Genomic DNA, 19,080 nt, shown 5'->3' on the forward strand with positions numbered 1-19,080 from the left:
CCAAATTACCGCTGTCCACGGCGCGCGTGTCCTAACCGATGCAGCCGGGAGCGGCAAGGGTTTGCGCTCTCCCTTGTCCCCGGTGGGAGAAGGGAGAGGCGGCACCCTCCGAAACAAAGCGCACCAAAAAGGAAACAATTCCGCCATCGGCGCGGCATTGTGCCGACACAATCGGAGCCGATAAGCGCGCCGAAACAAGGGGTTGGGGACATGACTGCGGCACAGAAATTCGATATCAGAGACGACGGCTTGCATGAAGTCCGGCTGCGTCCGGCGGAGAGCCGTGCGCCGGTAACGGCCAGCCTCGGTCCGTTTGAGGTCACTGCCGACGAGCGCAAAGGCTCGACCATGCGCGAGGCGCTGATGACTGGGCTGCTGGTGATCTATCCGGCCTTTGCGGCGCTGGCGGCGATTGTCGCTGGGCTGTTCCTGACCGGCGCGAGCGGGACTTGATTGCGCGGGCAGTGCCTACTTCCAAGGTTCGCCCCGCCCCTCATCCGCCCTTCGGGCACCTTCTCCCCGTGAACGGGGAGAAGGAAGAGAGGTTCATTTCGGCCTTTTGAACGCCTTTCTGTCCTTCTCCACTCGCTCGCGGCAAACACACCCTTCGAGGTGGTCGTTGACCAGGCCCATCGCCTGCATGAAGGCGTAGACCGTGGTTGGGCCGACAAAGCTCCAGCCGCGCTTCTTCAGTTCCTTCGAGATCCTGGTCGAGACCGCCGTCGTCGGATTGGCGCGCAGGTGGGCGAGGTCGACGATGTCGGGCCGCTCCTCCTTGCTGGGCTCGAACTTCCAGAACCAGGCCGCCAGCGAGCCGAATTCATCGACCATCTGTCTCGCCCGTTTGGCATTGTTGATGGTCGAGACGATCTTGCCGCGGTGGCGGATGATGCCGGCATTGCCGAGCAGGCGCTCGACATCCTCGTCAGTGAAGGCGGCGACCTTGTCGAAGTCGAAACCGGCAAAGGCCTCGCGGAAATTATCGCGCTTGCGCAGGATGGTCAGCCAGGACAGGCCCGACTGAAAACCTTCGAGGCAGATCTTTTCGAACAGCCTGCGGTCATCGGCCACCGGCCGGCCCCATTCATGGTCGTGATAATGCAGATAGTCCGGCAGATTGCCGTGCCAGAAGCATCGCGTGATCCCGTCGGAGCCCGTGAGCAGGCCGGTGTTTTCTTGTGCCATCACCAAAAGTCCGTTTGTTAATGCGCTTTGCGCTGCATTTACCGCGGCTTTACCAGATTCCTGAACGCGGCGGTAACCACACCAAAAGGTTTACTGACAGTTCCGCATTTTACGCATTCCGATTCATGTTTCGGTTGCGGCTTCGCGCCAAGGATCGCGCAACCGGGGGCAAGTTCCGCCTCCGCCTGTTCGACGATCAAGGTGCGTTCCGATGAAGATCTTTTTGCGTTCCGTGCTCGGCGCTGTGGCCATTCTGGCCGCCGGCGCCACCTCGTCCACCGCCGGCGACCGCTATGCCGACAGGCCACCAGTGATGGTGAGCCCCGACCTCTCCGCACCCTGGGTGCTGCAGCTTGGCCGTGCGCCCGGTATCGTGCGTCAGAGCCGCCAGTTGGTTCAGCAGCCGCGCCTGCGCTATGCGCAGCCGGCGCAACCCGACCGGGTGCGCACCGCTTCCGTGCAGGCGCCGGCCAAACGCATGGTGATGCGGCCGCAGATCAACCCGCTCTATCTGCCGCAGGAAGTCGCTTATGACGGCCCGCAGAAGCCGGGCACGATCGTCATCGATACGACGCAGAATTTCCTGTTTCTGATCGAGAAGAACGGCAAGGCGCGGCGCTATGGCGTCGGCACCGGCAAGCCGGGCTTCGAATGGTCGGGCACGCACAAGATCACCAACAAGCGCGTCTGGCCGGACTGGCGCCCGCCGGCGGTGATGATCAAGCGCGAGGCCGCCAAGGGCCGCTACCTCCCGACCTATCTGGCCGGCGGCGAAGAGAACCCGCTCGGCGCCCGCGCACTCTATCTCGGCACGACGGAATACCGCATCCATGGCACCAACCAGCCCTGGACGATCGGCGGCGCGGTGTCTTCCGGCTGCATCCGCATGCGCAACGAGGACGTGGTTGACCTTTACGAGAGGGTCAATGTTGGAACGACCGTGGTCGTGATATAGTCGGCTACCGAATCATCTGGTCCAGAAGGCTAGGCCTTCAGGGATCGGCAAGGGTTTACGGGGGACGGGCCGTGTGGGGATGCGGCCAGTCAGGAAAGGGCAGCACGGGAAACCGCGCTGCCCTTTTTCTTTGCGGCCGAGGCCGAGCCGCTGCGCCAGAACGTCGCGCCGGGGGGATGGCGGTTCGCTTTCACGCTGCCCTTGCCACATTTCCCCTGCTATAGGGGCGGCCAAACTCCCCTGCAAAGGTCCAGCCATGTCTCAGCAAGACGACAGCCGCTATCTCCGGGGCGGCCCGGTCGCCCAGCGCATCATCGCCGCCGTGCGCGAGGATGCCGCGATCGCCACCGCCGAGGGTTTTCCGCCCAAGCTGGTGTCGATCACCGTCGGCGATACCGATGCGGTCGATGTCTATGTGCGCAACCAGCGCGCCAAGGCCGCGCTTGCAGGCATCTCCTTCGAGGAGCGGCGGTTCCCAGCCGACATCACCGCCGGCGAACTCGAGGCGGCGATCCATGGGCTGAACGCCGACCCACGCGTCACTGGCATCATCATCCAGCGGCCGGTGCCGGCCCACATCCCGATCAAGACGCTGCAGGCAGCGGTGCATCCGCTGAAGGATGTCGAAGGTATGCATCCGGCGTCGATCGGCAACATCGTCTACAACCAGCTCGACCTCGCGCCCTGCACGGCGGCGGCCTCGGTCGAGTTGCTGAAGGAAACCGGCCTCGATCTCAAAGGGCTGGAAGTCGTCGTCGTCGGCCATTCCGAAATCGTCGGCAAGCCGATCGCCTTCCTTCTGATGAGCGAAGGCGCAACGGTGACGGTGTGCCATCACATGACGCGTTCGGTGGCCGCACATGCGCGCCGCGCCGACGCGCTGTTCGTCGCCGTCGGCAAGCCACGGCTGATCAAGGCCGATATGGTGAAGCCCGGTGCGGCGGTCATCGACATCGGTATCAATTCCGAGATCGGGCCGGACGGGCAAAGCCGCATTGTCGGCGACGTCGACACCGAGAGCGTCAAGGAAGTTGCGTCCTGGATCACACCGGTGCCGGGCGGCGTCGGTCCGATCACCGTGGCGATCCTCTTACGCAACACAATGGTCGCGCTCAGCCGCCAGCGCGCGCGCTATCAGGCGACGTATGGGACGGCGGACAGGCTGGCGGCGGAGTAGGCGCCTTACTCGGCGGCGACTAACTTTCCTTCGGAGATGCCTTCCGGCTTCGGCCCACCATAGGCCCAGTCGAGCAGCTTGATCGTGTGCACCACCGGCAGCTTGGCGGCCGACGCGATCTGGGTGATGCAGCCTATGTTGCCGGTGGCGACGATTTCGGCGCCGGTCGCCTCGATGTTTTTCACTTTGCGGTCTCGAAGCTTTGCGGAAATCTCCGGCTGCAGGATGTTGTAGGTGCCGGCCGAGCCGCAGCACAGATGGCCCTCGCGCGGCTCGCGCACGATGAAGCCGGCCTTGGCGAGCAGCTCCTTCGGCTGGCGGGTGATCTTCTGGCCGTGCTGCATCGAGCAGGCCGAGTGATAGGCGACGACGGTGCCGGGCTTGCGCACCGGCTCCGGCAGGTCGAGGCTTGAGAGATATTCGGTGATGTCCTTGGCCAGCGTCGAGACCTTTGCAGCCTTGTCGGCATAGGCCGGGTCGAGGCGCAGCATGAAGCCGTAATCCTTGATGGTAGTGCCGCAGCCCGACGCGGTGATGACGATGGCGTCGAGCCCGCCCTGGTCGATGGCGCGCGTCCAGGCATCGACATTCTGCCGCGCCGAGGCAAGGGCTGCCTCCTCGCGACCCATGTGATGGACCAGCGCGCCGCAGCAGGCTTCGCCCTGCGGCACCACGACCTCGACGCCAAGCCGCGTCAGCAGCGCAATCGTCGTCTCGTTGATGGCGGGATCGAGCACCGATTGCGCACAGCCGGTGAGGATAGCGACGCGGCCTCTTTTCGTCCCCTGCCCGGCATGGACGCCGGGAGACGCCATCGGCGAGGCCGCCGGGATCGATGCCGGCGCCAGCTTCAGCATCGCGCTGAGCGGCTTCAGGGCCGGCAGCTTTTCGAACAGGCCAATGAACGGCCTGCCCAGTTTCGCCAGCTTCAGCGCGGCGCGAAAGCGCGCGGGATAGGGCAGCACGAAGGCCAGCATGGCGCGCGTCAGCCGATCGAGCAGCGGCCGTTTGTAAGTCTCCTCGATGTGGGCGCGGGCATGGTCGACCAGATGCATGTAATTGACGCCCGACGGGCAGGTGGTCATGCAGGCAAGGCAGGACAGGCAGCGGTCGATATGGGTGACGATCTCCCTGTCGGCGGGCCGGCCGTTCTCCAGCATGTCCTTGATCAGGTAGATGCGCCCACGCGGCGAGTCCAACTCGTTGCCGAGCGTGACATAGGTCGGACAGGTGGCGGTGCAGAAGCCGCAATGCACGCATTTGCGCAGGATCTTCTCCGATTCCGCGACATGGGGATCGGCGAGCTGGGCAAGGGAGAAATTGGTCTGCATCGCTTTCGTGTCCTAGGCCATGCGGCCGGGATTGAGGATGGCCTTGGGGTCGAACTCGGCCTTGAGCCGCGCCGACAGTGCCGCCAGATGCGGCGCCTGCGGCTCGAACACTGGCACGGCGGCGCGATGCGCGGGTGCTGCGCGCACCAGCGTCGCGTGGCCGCCGTCATGCTTTCGGATCAGCCCGCGCAGCAGGCCCGCCTCGGGATCGCCCTCCTCCATGCGCAGCCAGACCAGCCCACCCTGCCAGTCGTAAAAGGCGCTGACGCCGATCTGCATGCGCAGCGTCAGCACCATCTGGTGGGCCTGGGACGGCGCCATGGAGACACGCCAAACCGGCTTCTCGCTGCCGTCGGCGAAGGGCGCGCAATCCCTGATGTCGCGCCAGAGCGCATGCGAGGCTTCGCCCGAAATTTCCTGCAGCGGGCCGGCATTTTTCAGCAGGGTTTTCAGCGCGGCGATGCGGTAGGCGACCGATGGCCCAAAGCCTTCGACGCGCAGCAGCGTCGCGGCATCGGCGCCGAGCGCGCGGCCAGCGACACGCGCGGCGATGCGCTCGGGCAGATGGGCAGCGCTCGACACTTCGGCGCTCGAGCCGAGCGCCAGTGCCATGGCGCTGGCTGCGGCATCGTCGAGCAGGCCACGCACGGCAAGCGTGACTTCGGTCTCGGCCGCCGGCAGCACCTTGAATGTGACATCGGTGAACACGGCGAGCGTGCCCCAGCTGTTGGCCATCAGCTTCGACAGGTCGTAACCGGTGACATTCTTGACGACGCGGCCGCCGGACTTGAACGCCTCGCCGCGGCCGGCAACGGCGTTGATGCCGAGGATGTGATCTCGCGCGGCGCCCGCCTTCAGCCGGCGCGGGCCGGACAGGTTCGCGGCAAGCACGCCGCCGATCGTGCCTCTTCCCGGCGTGCCGCCGAGCAGCGGACCATAGTCCATCGGCTCGAAAGCAAGCTGCTGGCCGTTTTCGGCGAGCAGCTTTTCGATCTCGGCCAGCGGCGTGCCGGCTTTCGCCGACAGCACCAGTTCGGCCGGCTCGTAGAGCGTGACGCCGGTGAGTTTCGACAGATCAAGCGTGTGCTCGCTCTGCTGCGGCCGGCCGATGCCGCGCTTGGAGCCGTGGCCGAGGATTTCCAGCGGCGATTCCTCCGCCGCCGCCCATTGGACGGTGGAGAGGACTTCGTCTGATGTGGTAGGGGTGAAGGTGGTCAAAGCCTGTGTTCCCGCAGTTTTTCAAGCACCGCCTCGCCTCTTGGCGACAGACGGTAGCCGACCTCGAGGCTCTCGGTCAGGCCGAGTTCCTTGAGCTTGCGAACGTCCTGTTTGAATTTCAGCGTTTCGACGCCGGCATTGGCGGCCAAGGTCGCAGCCCGCACTTCCGGATGCGCGCCGATTGCCCGCAGGATCGACGGGAAATAGCCGGGCGCCGTCTTGTCCCAGCGCGCGAAACGCGTGGTCAAAGCGTGCCAGTCCCCGTCGGAAAGCAAGGCATCATCGCGCAAGGCAACGCGTGCGTCGGCTTCGATGCCGTTGAGCTCGATGCGGTAGACCGGGGTGCCGTCATTGGGTCCGAGCATGGCGTGAAGAGCGTCGAGCGTCGCAAAGCCGGCTGAGAGGGCGTCCTGTCCAGTCAGTTCGGATGCCTGCACGACCCTGATGTCGCCAATCAGAACCACACCCGCCGCCGTTCTCACCCGCCCGCCAGCCTTGACCGTCGGCCGCTTCCAGCGGCGGAAAGCGAGCGTCACCTCATTGCGCGAGATCTTGTCCAGCGAGGCTTGTTTGAACAGCACGTCAGGCCTCGCCTGGGAGGCAGGTTAGATTAGATCTGCCGAGTTCTTTCGCGCCCCCCTCTGTCCTGTCGGACATCTCCCCCACGAGGGGGGAGATTGGCGGCTTCTGCGACCGCGCCTCACTTGCAATGTCGAAGGTTGGCGAAAGCCGCGATGATAGCTGATCTCCCCCCCTGTGGGGGAGATGTCCGGCAGGACAGAGGGGGGCGCGAAGGATCGCCAAGGTATGAAACGTATCTCCCATCAAAACCTCGGAATATCCGGAAATGCCACCTGCCCGCGATGCACATGCATGCGCCCAAGCTCCGCGCATCTGCGCAGCTGCGGGAACACTTTGCCGGGGTTAAGCAGATGGTTGGGGTCGAAGGCGCATTTGACGCGCATTTGCTGGTCGAGGTCGATCTGGTTGAACATCTCCGGCATCAGGTCGCGCTTCTCGACGCCGACGCCGTGCTCGCCTGTAAGCACGCCGCCAACCTTGACGCAGAGCCGCAATATGTCGGCGCCGAAGCTTTCGGCCTTGTCGAGTTCGCCCGGCACATTGGCGTCGTAGAGGATCAGCGGATGCAGATTGCCGTCACCGGCGTGGAAGACATTGGCGACACCGAGCCCGTATTTCTCCGACAGCTCGCGCATACCTGCGAGCACGCGCGGCAGTTCCTTGCGCGGGATGGTGCCATCCATGCAGTAATAGTCGGGCGAGATACGGCCGACCGCCGGGAAGGCCGCCTTGCGGCCGGCCCAGAAACTCAGCCGCTCCTGTTCGGACTGCGAGATGCGGCAGGTGGTGGAGCCGTTCTTGTAGGCGATCGCTTCGACGAGACCGATCAGGTGGTCGACCTCGACGCCCGGCCCGTCGAGCTCGACGATCAGCAGCGCCTCGACATCGAGGGGGTAGCCGGCATGGACGAAATCCTCCGCGGCATGGATCGCTGGGCGGTCCATCATCTCCATGCCGCCTGGAATGATGCCGGCGCCGATGATGTCGGCGACGCATTGGCCGCCCTGCTCGCTGGTTGAGAAGCCGATCAAGAGCGCACGTGCCGTCTCCGGCTTCTTCAGGATGCGCACGGTGACCTCGGTGACGACGCCGAGCAGCCCTTCCGAGCCGGTCATGACGCCGAGCAGGTCGTAGCCTTCACTGTCGAGATGATTGCCGCCGAGGCGCACCACCTCGCCATTCATCAGCACCATCTCGATGCCCAGCACATTGTTGGCGGTCAGGCCGTATTTCAGGCAGTGCACGCCGCCGGAATTTTCCGCAACATTGCCGCCGATCGAGCAGGCGATCTGGGAGGATGGATCCGGGGCGTAGTAAAAACCCTCCTGCTCGACGGCGGTGGTGATGCCGAGATTGGTGACGCCGGGCTGGGCGACGACAACGCGGTCGGGATAGTCGATCGCGAGGATGCGGTTGAAGCGGCTCATGACCAGAAGCACCGCGTCCTCGAGCGGCAGCGCGCCGCCGGAGAGCGAGGTGCCGGAGCCGCGCGGCACGACGCGGATATTGCGGTCGTTGCAGTATTTGAGCACCCGCGACACCTGCGCCACCGTTTCCGGCAGCACCACGACCAGCGGCAATTGCCGGTAGGCGGTGAGGCCGTCGCTCTCGAAGGCGCGCATTTCGTTGGTGGCGTCGACGACGCCCTCGCCCGGCACGATGATGCGCATGTCGGCGACGATCTCTGCGCGCCTTCGCATCGTGGCGTCGTCTGGCTTGGGCATGACAAGGCCGGACATCGGCAGCGTCCTCTGCTTGACTGGTAAAAATCTTTTACCAGCGGTCGACGCTTGTTGCAAATCCTGCTTTGGTCGAGACCGCGCGGAAGGCATGGCGGCGAGCTTCCGCAGCGGCAATCTGCCGCTAGAGAGGCGCCGACTTTTCTCCCCCCTTGAGGGGGAGATGGCCGCGAAGCGGTCAGAGGGGGTCCTTGCGCGTGAAGCGCCGATGTCGTCTCCGTCGCCAAAAGAGGCTAGCGCTTCGCGCGAGGCGACCCCCTCTGTCGCCTTCGGCGACATCTCCCCCTCAAGGGGGGAGATTAACCGCTACTCGCCCGGATGTTTCGCCGGCTCGGAATGCAGGCGGCGCACCCGGCGCACGCCCCACCAGACCAGCAGGATGGCGACCGGCACCGCGGCGGCGGTGACGACTTCGGGCGCAAAGGCATGGCCGAAGATCGAGGCGCCCTTGGCGAGATAGGAGATGAGGCCGACGACATAGTAGGACACGGCGGCGACCGAGAGGCCTTCCACCGTCTGCTGCAGCCGCAGTTGCAGCCGGGCGCGGTTGTTCATCGAGGCCAGCAAATCGCGGTTCTGCTTTTCAACCTCGACATCGACCCAGGTGCGCAGCAGCGTGGTGGCGCGGGTGAGTTTCCGCGACAGGTTGGCCTGGCGCTCCTCGACCGAACGGCAGGTGCGCATGGCGGGTGCTACGCGGCGCTGCAGGAAGCCACCCCATGTGTCGTAACCGGGCACCGCCTCTTCCTCCAGCGCTTCCAGCCGCTCGACAACGATGCCGTCATAGGCGCGGCTGGCGCCAAAGCGATAAAGGCTGGAGGCGGCATCGGCCTCTAGTTCGGCGGCAAGTTCGGTCAGGTCGGCAAGCAGCGTCTGGCTGTCGCGGGTTTCAGTGACCTTCATTTCCAGCGTGGTCTGCGCCAGCCGATCCTCGATGCGGCGGGCGCGTCCGGACAACGTCAGCGCCAACGGCAGGCCGAGCATGGCAAGCGTGCGGTAAGTCTCGACATCGATCAGTCGCTGCGACAGCGCGCCGGTGCGGGCCGGCGTCAGGCCGCGATCCAGAACAAGGATGCGGGTCAGGCCGTCGCCATCCTGGCGAAAGTCGGTGATGATTGCCGCGTTGCCGCGCTCGACCAGCGAATAGCACAGGCTGGTCGGGTCGAAGCCGGCGATCAGCTTCTCGCTCGCCTGCGTCCATTTGCGGATTTCGAGCCTTATGCCGGAAATGACCGTTCCCGGTGGCGAAAAGCCATTGCCGAAGGGAGAGTCCTCCTGCGCCCTGCTGCTTTCGGCAAGCGGCCCCTCCCACAGATAGGTCGAGAATTCCGTATGCCGCTCCCAGCGCAGCGTGCCCTTGCCCCACTTCATGGCGTGGTGGCGAGCATGGCGGTCGGGCGCGGCAATGCCGAGGCGCCGCGACAGTTCCGAGAGCACGGCCATGTCGACGCCGGAGCCACCTTCGGTCATGAAGGCGAGTTGGACAAGCACGCGCGGCTTGTCGATCAGCGGATGCGGCCGGGCATGGACCTCGCCAAGCGCGCCGGGCCGTCCCTCATGCGCGGGAAAGCCCATAACGCTGCCCTGGGCGCGCGGCTGGAATTCGAGGTTGGACGTCTCGTCCGACACGGCTGGTCCCCCTGTTCTCGACCCTTCGTGTGAATGGCGTCCTCTATTGCCAATCGGCTGGGTACGCAAACAGCAAGTTTAGCCGGAAACGACGTGCCGCCATGGCCCGCAAGTCGATGCGATCAGGTGAATTGGATAAATAATTTGACCAGTTGGCGATGCTGGCTTTATCTTGCGCGATACCGGTCCAATTCCCAGGCGCCCCCGTTGAGCGATATTTTCTCCAGGATCGAGCATTCGCGCACCGCCGACGAGGTGGTGCAGCAGATCGAAAGCCTGATCCTCGAAGGCGTGCTGCGCACCGGCGACCGGCTGCCGGGCGAGCGCGAGCTGGCGCGCCAGTTCGACGTGTCACGGCCGATCCTGCGCGACGCCCTAAAGGCGCTGGAGGGGCGCGGGCTGTTGACCACCAAGGCCGGCGGCGGCACCCATGTCGCCGATGTCATCGGCCAGCTCTTCACAAAGCCGGTGACCGACCTCATCTCCATGCACCGCAAGGCAGTAACCGACTATCTGGAATACCGCCGAGAGATCGAAGGCGTGGCCGCCGAATATGCGGCGCGGCGTGCCACCCCAGACGACATTGCGCTGCTCGACCGTATCATGGCGCGCATGGACGAGGCGCACCGCACCGGCGATTTCGACGACGAGGCGGAGATCGACGTTGAGTTCCACCATGCGGTGTGCGAATGCGCGCACAACATCATCCTCCTGCACACGCTGCGCTCCTGCTACCGCCTGCTGTCGGAAGGCGTCTTCCAGAACCGGCTCTTGGTGTTCACCGTGCCCGGCGCGCGCGAAGCGCTGCTGGCCCAGCACCGGGCGATCTACAAAGCAATCAAGGCCGGCGATCCGGCTTCCGCCCGCCAGGCGGCGATGGACCACATCTCCTATGTCGAGCGTTCGATGCTCGAGGCCGAACGCAGCGGCGACTGGCAGCGCGTGTCGCGGCTCAGGCTGAAGCAACGCTCCGACGCCGGCGACGACCCGAAGATAACAGGCTAACGAGGGACCCCATGAGCGACATCCTGACCATCGCCGACCTCAAGGACCTCGCGCGCCGGCGTGTCCCCAAAATGTTCTTCGACTATGCCGATTCAGGCGCATGGACCGAGAGCACCTACCGGGCCAACGAGGAAGACTTCCAGAAGATCAAGTTCCGCCAGCGCGTGCTGGTCGACATGAGCAACCGCTCGCTGGAAACGACCATGATCGGCCAAAAGGTGTCGATGCCGGTGGCGCTGGCGCCGACGGGCCTGACAGGCATGCAGCATGCCGATGGCGAGATGCTGGCGGCGCAGGCGGCGGAGGAATTCGGCGTGCCGTTCACGCTGTCGACGATGAGCATCTGTTCGATCGAGGATGTCGCCTCGGTGACGAAGAAGCCATTCTGGTTCCAGCTCTATGTGCTGCGCGACAAGGATTTCGTGCTCAACCTGATCGACAGGGCGAAGGCGGCAAAGTGCTCGGCGCTGGTGCTGACGCTCGACCTGCAGATCCTCGGCCAACGGCATAAGGATGTCCGCAACGGGCTTTCGGCGCCCCCCAAGATGACGCTGGCCAACATCATCGACCTGGCCAGCAAGCCGCGCTGGTGCCTAGGTATGGCCGGCACCAAGCGCCGCACCTTCCGCAACATCATCGGCCACGCCAAGGGTGTCGGCGATGTCTTTTCGCTGTCGTCCTGGACGACGGAGCAGTTCGATCCGCAACTGTCGTGGAAAGATGTTGCCTGGATCAAGGAGCGCTGGGGCGGCAAGCTGATCCTGAAGGGCATTCTCGACAAGGAGGACGCGCTGATGGCTGTCAAGACCGGCGCCGACGCGATCGTCGTTTCCAACCATGGCGGGCGCCAGCTCGACGGCGCATCGTCGTCGATCATGGCGTTGGAAGAAATCGCCGATGCCGTCGGCGACAAGATCGAAGTGCACATGGATGGCGGTATCCGCTCCGGCCAGGACGTGCTGAAGGCGCTCTGCCTCGGCGCCAAGGGCACCTATATCGGCCGGCCGTTCCTCTACGGTCTCGGCGCCATGGGCAAGGAAGGGGTTACCCTGGCGCTGGAGATCATCCGCAAGGAGATGGACATTACGCTGGCACTGTGCGGCAAGCGTCTGGTGACCGACATGGGCAAGGACCAGTTGCGGCGATAGGGTCTTGTTCACCGATTGGTCCTAGCCTCGCTGGGATCACGGAGACGACGCCAGCCTTGACCGAGACCGGCATCCATTACCTCGACGCGCGCGCGCCCAACGGCATACGCCTCTATGCGATCGGCGACGTGCATGGCCGGCACGACTTGCTCGCAGCCATGCACCGCCGGATCGAGAGCGAGCTCGAATACAAGCCGTCCGCCGACTGGCGCATCGTCCACCTCGGCGACTATGTCGACCGCGGGCCAGACTCCAAGGGCGTCATCGATTTCCTGATCGCGGCGCAAAAGCGCGATCCGCGCAATTTGATGCTGGCCGGCAACCACGATATCGGCTTCCTCGATTTTCTCGACGTACCCGACCCGGATGGGCTGTTCATGCGCTATGGCGGCGTCCAGACGGCGCAGTCCTATGGCGTGGACCTGACGGGGGACGCAAGCTGGTTCGGCAAGGCCGAGGCGGTACGGCGGGGACACCAGGCACTGATCAATGCTGTGCCGCAAGCCCATGTCGACTTCTTGCGGTCGCTGCAATTGTCACTGATATCGGGCGATTTCTTCTTCTGCCATGCCGGCATCAGACCTGACGTGCCGCTGGAGAGCCAGAGCCCGCAGGATCTGGTCTGGATACGCGACGTCTTCCACAACCATCCAGGGCTTTACCCGAAGGTGATCGTGCACGGCCACACACCGGTGCCGGAGGCCGAGGTGATGCCGAACCGCGTCAATGTCGACACGCTCGCCTGGCAGTCAGGCATGCTCAGCGCGCTCGCCGTAGACGGCGCGGACAAGCGTATCCTGACTGTACAGGGAAAAGCGTTTTAGCGGAGCGCGGCGGTGACGCCGTAGCCGTCGACGGCTTGATGGTTGTTGGCTGCATCGGCGGAATAAATGCCGAGACCGCACAGCACGATGGCAGACAGCATGACAAAGGACAGAAGCGCTGCTTTCACGGACGTCATCTCTTGTTGAGCTTCCTGCATCTGGGCACGAGGCGGTTACCAATGCGTTGAAACGGAGAATTCGTCTTAAAGTTTCGACGATTTCGCGCTTGTAGATCGATTCTGTATCGGCGGTGTGTCGCGCGGAGCACACAGAAGGTTCATCGCGGTTGCATTGCCGATGCAGAGCGCGCGCCTTGTAGGATAGCGTTCGGCCACAAACCAAGGATGAAAGACGTTGTCCCCGGCGGATTCCCCGCCGCGTGCCAATTATGCAACGGCCCGGCTTCCGCGCGGCTACCGGAGCTCAGATCGTCGCCACCCAGGCGCGGGCTATGGCGAGGCCGGCGGCATCGGCGTCCGCGCCGTTGCGGGCCATTTCGCCATCGAGCCGGTCGTGCCAGTCGGGATGGCGCTCGGCAATGAGCGGCGCGAAGGATGTGCTCCAGTCCTTCACCATCGGACGGTCGGCCTCGAAATGGAACTGGAAGCCGTAGACGGCGCGGCCGATACGAAACGCCTGGTTCTCGGCAATTTCGCTGCCGGCAAGCCGCACCGCATTTTCAGGCAGTGCGAAGGTGTCGTCGTGCCATTCGAAGATGGGGAAATCCTGGGGGAGTGCGCCAAGCACCGGATCGGTCCTGGCGTCCGGCGTCAGTGACACCTTGTGCCAGCCGAATTCCGAGGCGCCGCCGATCTTGTTCTCGCCGCCGAAGGTGCGGGCAACCAATTGGCTGCCGAGGCAGATGCCGAGCACCGAGCGATCCTTCGCGGCGAAATCGCGGGTCAGGTCGAGCAGCGCAGGAAAATAGGGATAGTCATCGTCGGCCAGCGCGTTCTGACCGCCGCCCAGCATCACCATGGCATCGTGGCCGGTCGCGTCGTCAGGCAGCGGATCGCCCTTGTAGGGTCGGCGCAGGTCGAGATCGGCGCCGGCTTCGGCAAGCGCCGCACCGACCTGACCGAGGCCGGTATTGTCGTAATTCTGGACCACCAGCACCCGCATCGCAAACCCTGCTGACATGAAATGACGCGACGAGCGATATCATGTCGTCTGCATTGCAGCCAAGATGTGCATTCGGGAGAGAGCTATGCCACTGCAGAACAGGGTCGATCCGTTCGGCGCCATCCATGCCGTGCCGGAACGCGGCCTGTTCACCGGCAATCGCGGCATCATCCACGACCCGGAGACCAAGACGCTACTTAAGAAGCGCTGGGCTTTGCCGGCCTGGATCATCTGCGTCTGCAAACTCCGCAATGTGCGGCGCGAGCCGATGGGCCGCAATCGGCCGGAGGGCAAGGCCGGCTGGACCGAGCTGTTCTTCCTCGACGAGGTGACGGCACTGGCAGCCGGGCACCGGCCCTGTTTCTACTGCCGGCGTGAGCGAGCCGTGGATTTTGTCAGCCGTTTCGGCAAAGCCTTCGGTGTCACAGAGCCGCGCGCACCAATGGTCGACAAGCGCCTGCACAAGGAGCGGCTGGCGTCGGGCGGCAAGCCACCTGATGTCACCGTGGAAGAGCTTGCTGGATTGCCGGATGGAGCGATGATCGCTGATGGCGGCTCCGCCTATGCGCTGCGCGGCGGAAAGGCGCTGCGCTGGTCGTTTGCGGGCTATGGCGGGCCGGCGGCCTTCGACACCCTTGCCGGGCGGCCACTGCGCCTGCTCACACCGGCCACGACCGTTTCGGTGTTGCGGCAGGGCTTTGAACCGGTGTGGCATCCTTCCGCCGAGGCTTGACGCCAGGCACCGCCTCGCCCATTCCTCGGCGATGCGCGCCAATTACAAGATGCAGCGGCTGTTTGTGCCGGGCGATCTCGCAGCAGGTATCGAATTCGATGCCGGCCAGCAGCAGAGCCATTATCTCATGCATGTGCTACGGCTCGGCGAAGGCGCCGAGATCCTGGTCTTCAACGGCCGCGACGGCGAATGGTCGGCGGCGATCGCTGCCAAGTCGAAGAAGGCGGTGCGGCTGAAGGTGCTGGCCTCGCAGAGGCCGCAGCCGCCGCTGCCCGATCTGATCTATTGCTTCGCGCCGCTGAAGCAAGGCCGGCTCGACTATCTCGTGCAGAAGGCGGTGGAGATGGGCGCCGGCATCCTGCAGCCGGTAATCACCCAGCACACGCAAGTGGCAAAACCCTCCATCGACCGCCTGCGCGCCAATGTCGTCGAGGCGGCCGAGCAATGCGGCATACTGGCGGTGCCGGACGTGCGCGAAGCCGAGAAATTCGAGCGCCTGCTCTCTGGCTGGGACAAGGAGCGCCGGTTGATCTTCTGCGACGAGGACGCCTCTACCAACAATCCGCTGCCGGCACTGCAGGCGGTCAAGGAAAAGAAGCTAGCGCTGCTGGTCGGGCCTGAGGGCGGCTTTTCCGAGGCGGAGCGCAAGATGCTGCGAGCGCTGCCTTTCGTCACCGCCATTCCGCTCGGACCACGCATCCTGCGCGCCGATACGGCGGCGGTGGCTGCGTTTGCCGTGATGCAGGCAACGATCGGAGACTGGTGAGACTTCGCCTATTGCAAGGGACGGGCGGGGCGGTCACGTTCAATTCCTGTTGACCTGTGGCTCAGGATTTTTCGCTTGATCGTCTACTGACATTTCGTCCATCTAGCGCCGGCGGTCTTCCGAGAGCCGCAGAGGGGGCCCCAATGGCGCGCGATACTACCGATTTCCGGCCGATCGAAGACTTCGACGAACTGGTCGAGCATCTGGCCGAAGGCAACAAGCCGCGCGACAAGTGGCGCATCGGCACCGAGCACGAGAAGTTTCCGTTCTATGTCGACGGCAACGCACCGGTGCCTTATGGCGGCGAGCGCGGCATCCGCGCCATTCTCGAAGGCATGCAGCACAAGCTCGGCTGGGATCCGATCATCGATGATGGCCGCATCATCGGCCTGGTCGAGCCGACCGGACAGGGCGCCATCTCGCTGGAGCCGGGCGGCCAGTTCGAACTGTCCGGCGCACCGCTGGAGACGATCCATCAGACCTGCCGCGAGGGCAACGCGCATCTGGCGCAGGTGCGCGAGATCGCCGAGCCGATGGGCATCCGCTTCCTTGGCCTCGGCGGCAGCCCGAAATGGTCGCTGGCCGAGACGCCGAAAATGCCGAAATCGCGCTACGAGATCATGACCCGCTACATGCCCAAGGTCGGCACCAAGGGTCTCGACATGATGTACCGCACCTGTACCATCCAGGTGAACCTCGACTTCGAGAGCGAGGCCGACATGCGCCGCAAGATGCAGGTGTCGCTGAAATTGCAGCCGCTGTCGACAGCGCTGTTTGCCAACTCTCCCTTCACCGATAGCCGGCCGAACGGGCTGCAGAGCTGGCGCGGCGACATCTGGCGCGACACCGACAACCAGCGTTCGGGCCTGCTCGAATTCTGTTTCTCGCCCGAGTTCGGCTTTGCCGACTATGTCGAATGGGCGCTCGACGTACCGATGTATTTCGTCATCCGCGACGGCCACTATCACGACATGACGCACATCACCTTCCGACAGTTCATGGCCGGCGCTGCCCGCAATGAGGTGCCGGACGGCCTGCCGACGATGGGCGATTGGGCGAACCATCTGTCGACGCTGTTCCCCGACGTGCGGCTGAAGCGCTTCCTCGAAATGCGCGGCGCCGATGGCGGACCGTGGCGGCGCATCTGCGCGCTGCCGGCCTTCTGGGTCGGACTGCTCTATGACGAGGCTGCACTCGATGCCGCCGAGGCGCTGACCTCGAGCTGGACCTATGAAGAAACGCTGGCGATGCGTAACGCGGTGCCGGAGCAAGGCATTTCCGCACCCTTCCGCAACACGACGCTGCGCGAGATCGCCCGCGACGTGCTGGTCATTTCGCGCATGGGCCTGAAGAACCGCGGCAAGAAGAACCGCGACGGCTATGACGAAACTTCTTTCCTCAACACGCTGGATGAAGTGGTGGCGCGCGGCACCACCAGTGCCGAGGAAATGCTGTCGGCCTATCACACACGCTGGGGCGGCTCGATCGAGCCGGTGTTCATGGAATATGCGTATTAACTGCGCGCCTTGAGCAGCGGCAAAAGCCGCTTCAATAGGACATCGAAACGAACTAGGCTCTCCCTCGAGGATTTCCCGGAGGAGAAACCGATGCCTACCTTGTTCGACATATTGGCGCAGGCGCAGAACGGCAACGGAATGCAGGCGCTTGCCCAGCAATACGGGCTTTCGATGCAGCAGACGCAAGCCGCGGTCGCCGCATTGTTGCCGGCTTTCTCGCAAGGGCTGCAGCGCAACACTGCGGACCCCTACGGGCTCGGCGCCTTCATGACGGCGATGGCAAGCGGCCAGCACGCCAAATATTTCGAGGACGCAACCCGAGCCTTCTCGCCGCAAGGCCTCAATGAGGGCAACGGCATTCTGGGTCATCTGTTCGGCTCGAAGGAGCTGTCGCGCGCCGTGGCCAGCCAGGCCGCGCAGGCGACCGGCGTCAGCCAGCAGATCCTGCAGCAGATGCTGCCGGCCATCGCCTCGATGGTGATGGGCGGACTGTTCAAGCAAACGACAAATCAGATGCAGGCCGCCGGCGGCTTCGGTGGCGGCGGCAATCCGCTCGGCGAGATCATCGAACAGATGATGCGGCAGGCCGGCGGCGGCGCACAGCCGGCGCCGCAGCCGGCACCCAATCCTTATGGCGAGAACCCGCTGGGCAAGGTGCTGCAGGACATGTTTGGCGGCGGCGCGCAACAGCCGCAAAGCCAGCCGCAACAAGCGCCCAACCCCTATGGCGACAATCCGCTGGGCAAGGTGCTGCGGGACATGTTCGGTGGTGGCGCGGTACAGCAGCCGCAGGGACGGGCGCAACAGCCGCAACAGACGCAGAGCCCCTATGGCGACAACCCGCTGGGCAAGATTTTCGAGGAGATGATGCGGCAAGGCGGTGGCGGCGGCTTCGGTCTGCCCGGTGGACAGTCGGCGCCGCAGCCCCAGCAGCGTCAGGCGCCACAGCAACGCCAGGCGCCGCAACCGCAGGCCAATCCGAGCGGCAGGCCACGGAACCCGTTCGACGACATTTTCGGCAAGATGTTCGAGACCGGCGCCCAGCAGCGCGACGACTATCAGAAGGGCGTGGAAACGATCTTCGACCAGTTCAAGCGGGACATGGACCGGCGGTAGTTTGGCGGCACTCGGATCGACGTCCTATGGGCAAAAGACTGGAGCAGATGCGCCGCAATCCTCGCGGCGACTGGTCAATAGCGGATGTGAAAGTCGCGTGTGATGAGGCGGGGGTTCAATGTGTTCCGCCGAGATCAGGTGGATCGCACTACAAGGTTTATCATCCGGCAATGACCGACATTCTGACCGTGCCTTTCAAACGCCCAATCAAACCCGTATATATTCGGAAACTCGTGGCATTCATCGACGAGGCGAAGAGACATGACGGACAGACTTGAATACCCGGTCGTCATCGCGCCGCTTGCTGCAGAAGACGGCGGCGGATTTTCTGCGTTTGTACCTGATTTGCCGGGCTGCATGAGTGACGGCGACACTCCTGAAGAAGCGATCGCGAACGTTCAGGATGCCATAGCGTCCTGGATAGAAGCCGCGACTGACCTTGGCAGGTCGATACCGAGGCCATCGCGAAAGCTGGCTTTCGCCTGATCTCCTAAAAGAAAAGCCCGGCCCTGGGAGGACCGGGCCAGTGTGCAGGCTGGCCGGCGGGGATCCGGCAGGGAGTGGGGAGCCTGCTATACTCCTTGGTCGCGGCGAGCCTGAAAAAGGTTCACGGCAACCGAAATAGTGCGCCCGATATCACGCTACCTGGCGGGCGAGATTTTCGATTGTATCGGCACGATCACTCGCGATCGCACGCAGCTTCACGGTCGGGTCGGCGCCGAACGGTACATCGATGGCGACATGGAGGTCGGCGCGCGTCAGGCCGATATCGGCAAGCTCGGCGTCCGACATCTCGCCGAGGCGATAGAAGGCGCGGCGATTTTTCCAGGCCTGGAAGGCGTTGAGAAGGGTGTTGGCCACGCGCGTCGCGACGGCCGGACGCGAGGTGATGCGCGAGGTCTCGGTGGCGAAATCGATCGTGGTCATGTCAGTCTCCTTCGGAGTCGAGCGGACGAAGCCGAGCAAACGGAGCCTGGGAGAGGCACCGTTCCGGTGTCGATTCACATGCATTCATGTGGACAATCGGAATTTG

20 protein-coding genes are annotated in these 19,080 nt (G+C 64.2%); 11 read left to right on the forward strand and 9 right to left on the reverse strand.

The genetic code is table 11. The features are described from left to right. Positions 1-210 precede the first annotated feature (210 nt). Positions 211-453 (forward strand): hypothetical protein, encoded by a 243-nt coding sequence (locus tag AC1D1B_RS24415; protein WP_112396203.1) that lies wholly within the window; start codon positions 211-213, stop codon positions 451-453. A gap of 93 nt (positions 454-546) precedes the next feature. Here AC1D1B_RS24415 and AC1D1B_RS24420 read toward each other — a convergent pair whose 3' ends face one another. Continuing rightward, positions 547-1,185 carry a DNA-3-methyladenine glycosylase I gene (locus AC1D1B_RS24420; protein WP_477335131.1) on the reverse strand — a complete coding sequence of 213 codons (639 nt, stop codon included), beginning with the start codon at positions 1,183-1,185 and terminating at the stop codon, positions 547-549. Positions 1,186-1,396: 211 nt separating this feature from the next. Between AC1D1B_RS24420 and AC1D1B_RS24425 the strand changes: the two genes are divergently transcribed. Next, entirely contained in the window at positions 1,397-2,140 is a 744-nt protein-coding gene (locus tag AC1D1B_RS24425; RefSeq protein WP_477335133.1) for a L,D-transpeptidase, read from the forward strand. A 256-nt stretch (positions 2,141-2,396) separates the two neighbouring features. Continuing rightward, positions 2,397-3,317: a bifunctional 5,10-methylenetetrahydrofolate dehydrogenase/5,10-methenyltetrahydrofolate cyclohydrolase gene (locus AC1D1B_RS24430; protein ID WP_477335135.1), complete on the forward strand. Its 921-nt coding sequence runs from the start codon at positions 2,397-2,399 to the stop codon at positions 3,315-3,317. A gap of 5 nt (positions 3,318-3,322) precedes the next feature. Here the strand turns inward: AC1D1B_RS24430 and glcF are convergent, their stop codons facing one another. The 5 genes from glcF to AC1D1B_RS24455 form a co-directional block, all read right to left on the reverse strand. Further along, on the reverse strand, positions 3,323-4,648 hold the full coding sequence (gene glcF / locus AC1D1B_RS24435) for a glycolate oxidase subunit GlcF (RefSeq protein ID WP_477335137.1): 1,326 nt from the start codon (positions 4,646-4,648) through the stop codon (positions 3,323-3,325). A 12-nt stretch (positions 4,649-4,660) separates the two neighbouring features. Then, positions 4,661-5,866, reverse strand: a complete 1,206-nt coding sequence (locus AC1D1B_RS24440; RefSeq protein ID WP_477335139.1) for an FAD-binding protein — start codon at positions 5,864-5,866, stop codon at positions 4,661-4,663. Continuing rightward, positions 5,863-6,447, reverse strand: a complete 585-nt coding sequence (locus AC1D1B_RS24445; RefSeq protein WP_477335141.1) for an ASCH domain-containing protein — start codon at positions 6,445-6,447, stop codon at positions 5,863-5,865. Before AC1D1B_RS24445 ends, AC1D1B_RS24440 begins: the two co-directional genes overlap by 4 nt. Before the next feature lie 243 nt (positions 6,448-6,690). Continuing rightward, positions 6,691-8,187, reverse strand: a complete 1,497-nt coding sequence (locus tag AC1D1B_RS24450) for an FAD-linked oxidase C-terminal domain-containing protein (RefSeq protein ID WP_477335143.1) — start codon at positions 8,185-8,187, stop codon at positions 6,691-6,693. A gap of 306 nt (positions 8,188-8,493) precedes the next feature. Next, positions 8,494-9,816, reverse strand: a complete 1,323-nt coding sequence (locus tag AC1D1B_RS24455; protein ID WP_477335145.1) for a DUF3422 family protein — start codon at positions 9,814-9,816, stop codon at positions 8,494-8,496. Positions 9,817-10,023: 207 nt separating this feature from the next. Here AC1D1B_RS24455 and AC1D1B_RS24460 point away from each other — a divergent pair, with 207 nt between their 5' ends. Genes AC1D1B_RS24460 through AC1D1B_RS24470 form a run of 3 tightly spaced genes read left to right on the forward strand, consistent with a single transcriptional unit; the run spans position 10,024 to position 12,793 of the window. Beyond that, positions 10,024-10,821, forward strand: coding sequence for an FCD domain-containing protein (locus tag AC1D1B_RS24460; protein WP_477335147.1), 798 nt, complete (start codon positions 10,024-10,026; stop codon positions 10,819-10,821). An 11-nt stretch (positions 10,822-10,832) separates the two neighbouring features. Then, positions 10,833-11,969 (forward strand): alpha-hydroxy acid oxidase, encoded by a 1,137-nt coding sequence (locus AC1D1B_RS24465; RefSeq protein ID WP_477335149.1) that lies wholly within the window; start codon positions 10,833-10,835, stop codon positions 11,967-11,969. Between the two features lie 56 nt (positions 11,970-12,025). Next, entirely contained in the window at positions 12,026-12,793 is a 768-nt protein-coding gene (locus AC1D1B_RS24470; RefSeq protein ID WP_477335151.1) for a metallophosphoesterase family protein, read from the forward strand. Here the strand turns inward: AC1D1B_RS24470 and AC1D1B_RS24475 are convergent. Continuing rightward, the gene (locus AC1D1B_RS24475) at positions 12,790-12,930 is read right to left on the reverse strand and encodes a hypothetical protein (protein ID WP_006206855.1); all 141 of its coding nucleotides are present in this window, start codon (positions 12,928-12,930) and stop codon (positions 12,790-12,792) included. The genes AC1D1B_RS24470 and AC1D1B_RS24475 overlap by 4 nt on opposite strands. Positions 12,931-13,216: 286 nt before the next feature. Further along, complete coding sequence (locus tag AC1D1B_RS24480; RefSeq protein ID WP_477335412.1) at positions 13,217-13,915, reverse strand: type 1 glutamine amidotransferase; 699 nt, start codon at positions 13,913-13,915, stop codon at positions 13,217-13,219. Positions 13,916-14,000: 85 nt separating this feature from the next. On the opposite strand from AC1D1B_RS24480, the gene AC1D1B_RS24485 reads away from it, so the two are divergent. From AC1D1B_RS24485 to AC1D1B_RS24505, 5 genes are all read left to right on the forward strand, one after another. Further along, positions 14,001-14,648, forward strand: a complete 648-nt coding sequence (locus AC1D1B_RS24485) for a hypothetical protein (RefSeq protein ID WP_477335153.1) — start codon at positions 14,001-14,003, stop codon at positions 14,646-14,648. 31 nt (positions 14,649-14,679) lie between these two features. Then, complete coding sequence (locus tag AC1D1B_RS24490; RefSeq protein ID WP_477335155.1) at positions 14,680-15,414, forward strand: 16S rRNA (uracil(1498)-N(3))-methyltransferase; 735 nt, start codon at positions 14,680-14,682, stop codon at positions 15,412-15,414. A 143-nt stretch (positions 15,415-15,557) separates the two neighbouring features. Beyond that, on the forward strand, positions 15,558-16,931 hold the full coding sequence (locus AC1D1B_RS24495) for a glutamate--cysteine ligase (RefSeq protein WP_477335156.1): 1,374 nt from the start codon (positions 15,558-15,560) through the stop codon (positions 16,929-16,931). A gap of 90 nt (positions 16,932-17,021) precedes the next feature. Next, a complete protein-coding gene (locus AC1D1B_RS24500; RefSeq protein ID WP_477335158.1) occupies positions 17,022-18,047 on the forward strand; it encodes a DUF937 domain-containing protein in 1,026 nt (341 codons plus the stop codon). A 261-nt stretch (positions 18,048-18,308) separates the two neighbouring features. Further along, positions 18,309-18,533: a type II toxin-antitoxin system HicB family antitoxin gene (locus tag AC1D1B_RS24505; protein ID WP_477335160.1), complete on the forward strand. Its 225-nt coding sequence runs from the start codon at positions 18,309-18,311 to the stop codon at positions 18,531-18,533. Positions 18,534-18,683: 150 nt separating this feature from the next. On the opposite strand, the gene AC1D1B_RS24510 is transcribed toward AC1D1B_RS24505, so the two are convergent. Beyond that, positions 18,684-18,974, reverse strand: a complete 291-nt coding sequence (locus tag AC1D1B_RS24510) for a DUF1127 domain-containing protein (protein ID WP_477335162.1) — start codon at positions 18,972-18,974, stop codon at positions 18,684-18,686. Between the last annotated feature and the right edge of the window lie 106 nt (positions 18,975-19,080).

Source organism: Mesorhizobium sp. P2_C5_2 (assembly GCF_056404535.1).

What these genes read in the sequence shown, in the direction of transcription:
- AC1D1B_RS24415 (WP_112396203.1), top strand. Translation starts at nt 211, where the DNA reads ATGACTGCGGCACAGAAATTCGATATCAGAGACGACGGCTTGCATGAA.
- AC1D1B_RS24420 (WP_477335131.1), bottom strand. Translation starts at nt 1,185, where the DNA reads ATGGCACAAGAAAACACCGGCCTGCTCACGGGCTCCGACGGGATCACG.
- AC1D1B_RS24425 (WP_477335133.1), top strand. Translation starts at nt 1,397, where the DNA reads ATGAAGATCTTTTTGCGTTCCGTGCTCGGCGCTGTGGCCATTCTGGCC.
- AC1D1B_RS24430 (WP_477335135.1), top strand. Translation starts at nt 2,397, where the DNA reads ATGTCTCAGCAAGACGACAGCCGCTATCTCCGGGGCGGCCCGGTCGCC.
- glcF (WP_477335137.1), bottom strand. Translation starts at nt 4,648, where the DNA reads ATGCAGACCAATTTCTCCCTTGCCCAGCTCGCCGATCCCCATGTCGCG.
- AC1D1B_RS24450 (WP_477335143.1), bottom strand. Translation starts at nt 8,187, where the DNA reads ATGTCCGGCCTTGTCATGCCCAAGCCAGACGACGCCACGATGCGAAGG.
- AC1D1B_RS24465 (WP_477335149.1), top strand. Translation starts at nt 10,833, where the DNA reads ATGAGCGACATCCTGACCATCGCCGACCTCAAGGACCTCGCGCGCCGG.
- AC1D1B_RS24475 (WP_006206855.1), bottom strand. Translation starts at nt 12,930, where the DNA reads ATGACGTCCGTGAAAGCAGCGCTTCTGTCCTTTGTCATGCTGTCTGCC.
- AC1D1B_RS24480 (WP_477335412.1), bottom strand. Translation starts at nt 13,915, where the DNA reads ATGCGGGTGCTGGTGGTCCAGAATTACGACAATACCGGCCTCGGTCAG.
- AC1D1B_RS24485 (WP_477335153.1), top strand. Translation starts at nt 14,001, where the DNA reads ATGCCACTGCAGAACAGGGTCGATCCGTTCGGCGCCATCCATGCCGTG.
- AC1D1B_RS24490 (WP_477335155.1), top strand. Translation starts at nt 14,680, where the DNA reads ATGCGCGCCAATTACAAGATGCAGCGGCTGTTTGTGCCGGGCGATCTC.
- AC1D1B_RS24495 (WP_477335156.1), top strand. Translation starts at nt 15,558, where the DNA reads ATGGCGCGCGATACTACCGATTTCCGGCCGATCGAAGACTTCGACGAA.
- AC1D1B_RS24500 (WP_477335158.1), top strand. Translation starts at nt 17,022, where the DNA reads ATGCCTACCTTGTTCGACATATTGGCGCAGGCGCAGAACGGCAACGGA.
- AC1D1B_RS24505 (WP_477335160.1), top strand. Translation starts at nt 18,309, where the DNA reads ATGACGGACAGACTTGAATACCCGGTCGTCATCGCGCCGCTTGCTGCA.
- AC1D1B_RS24510 (WP_477335162.1), bottom strand. Translation starts at nt 18,974, where the DNA reads ATGACCACGATCGATTTCGCCACCGAGACCTCGCGCATCACCTCGCGT.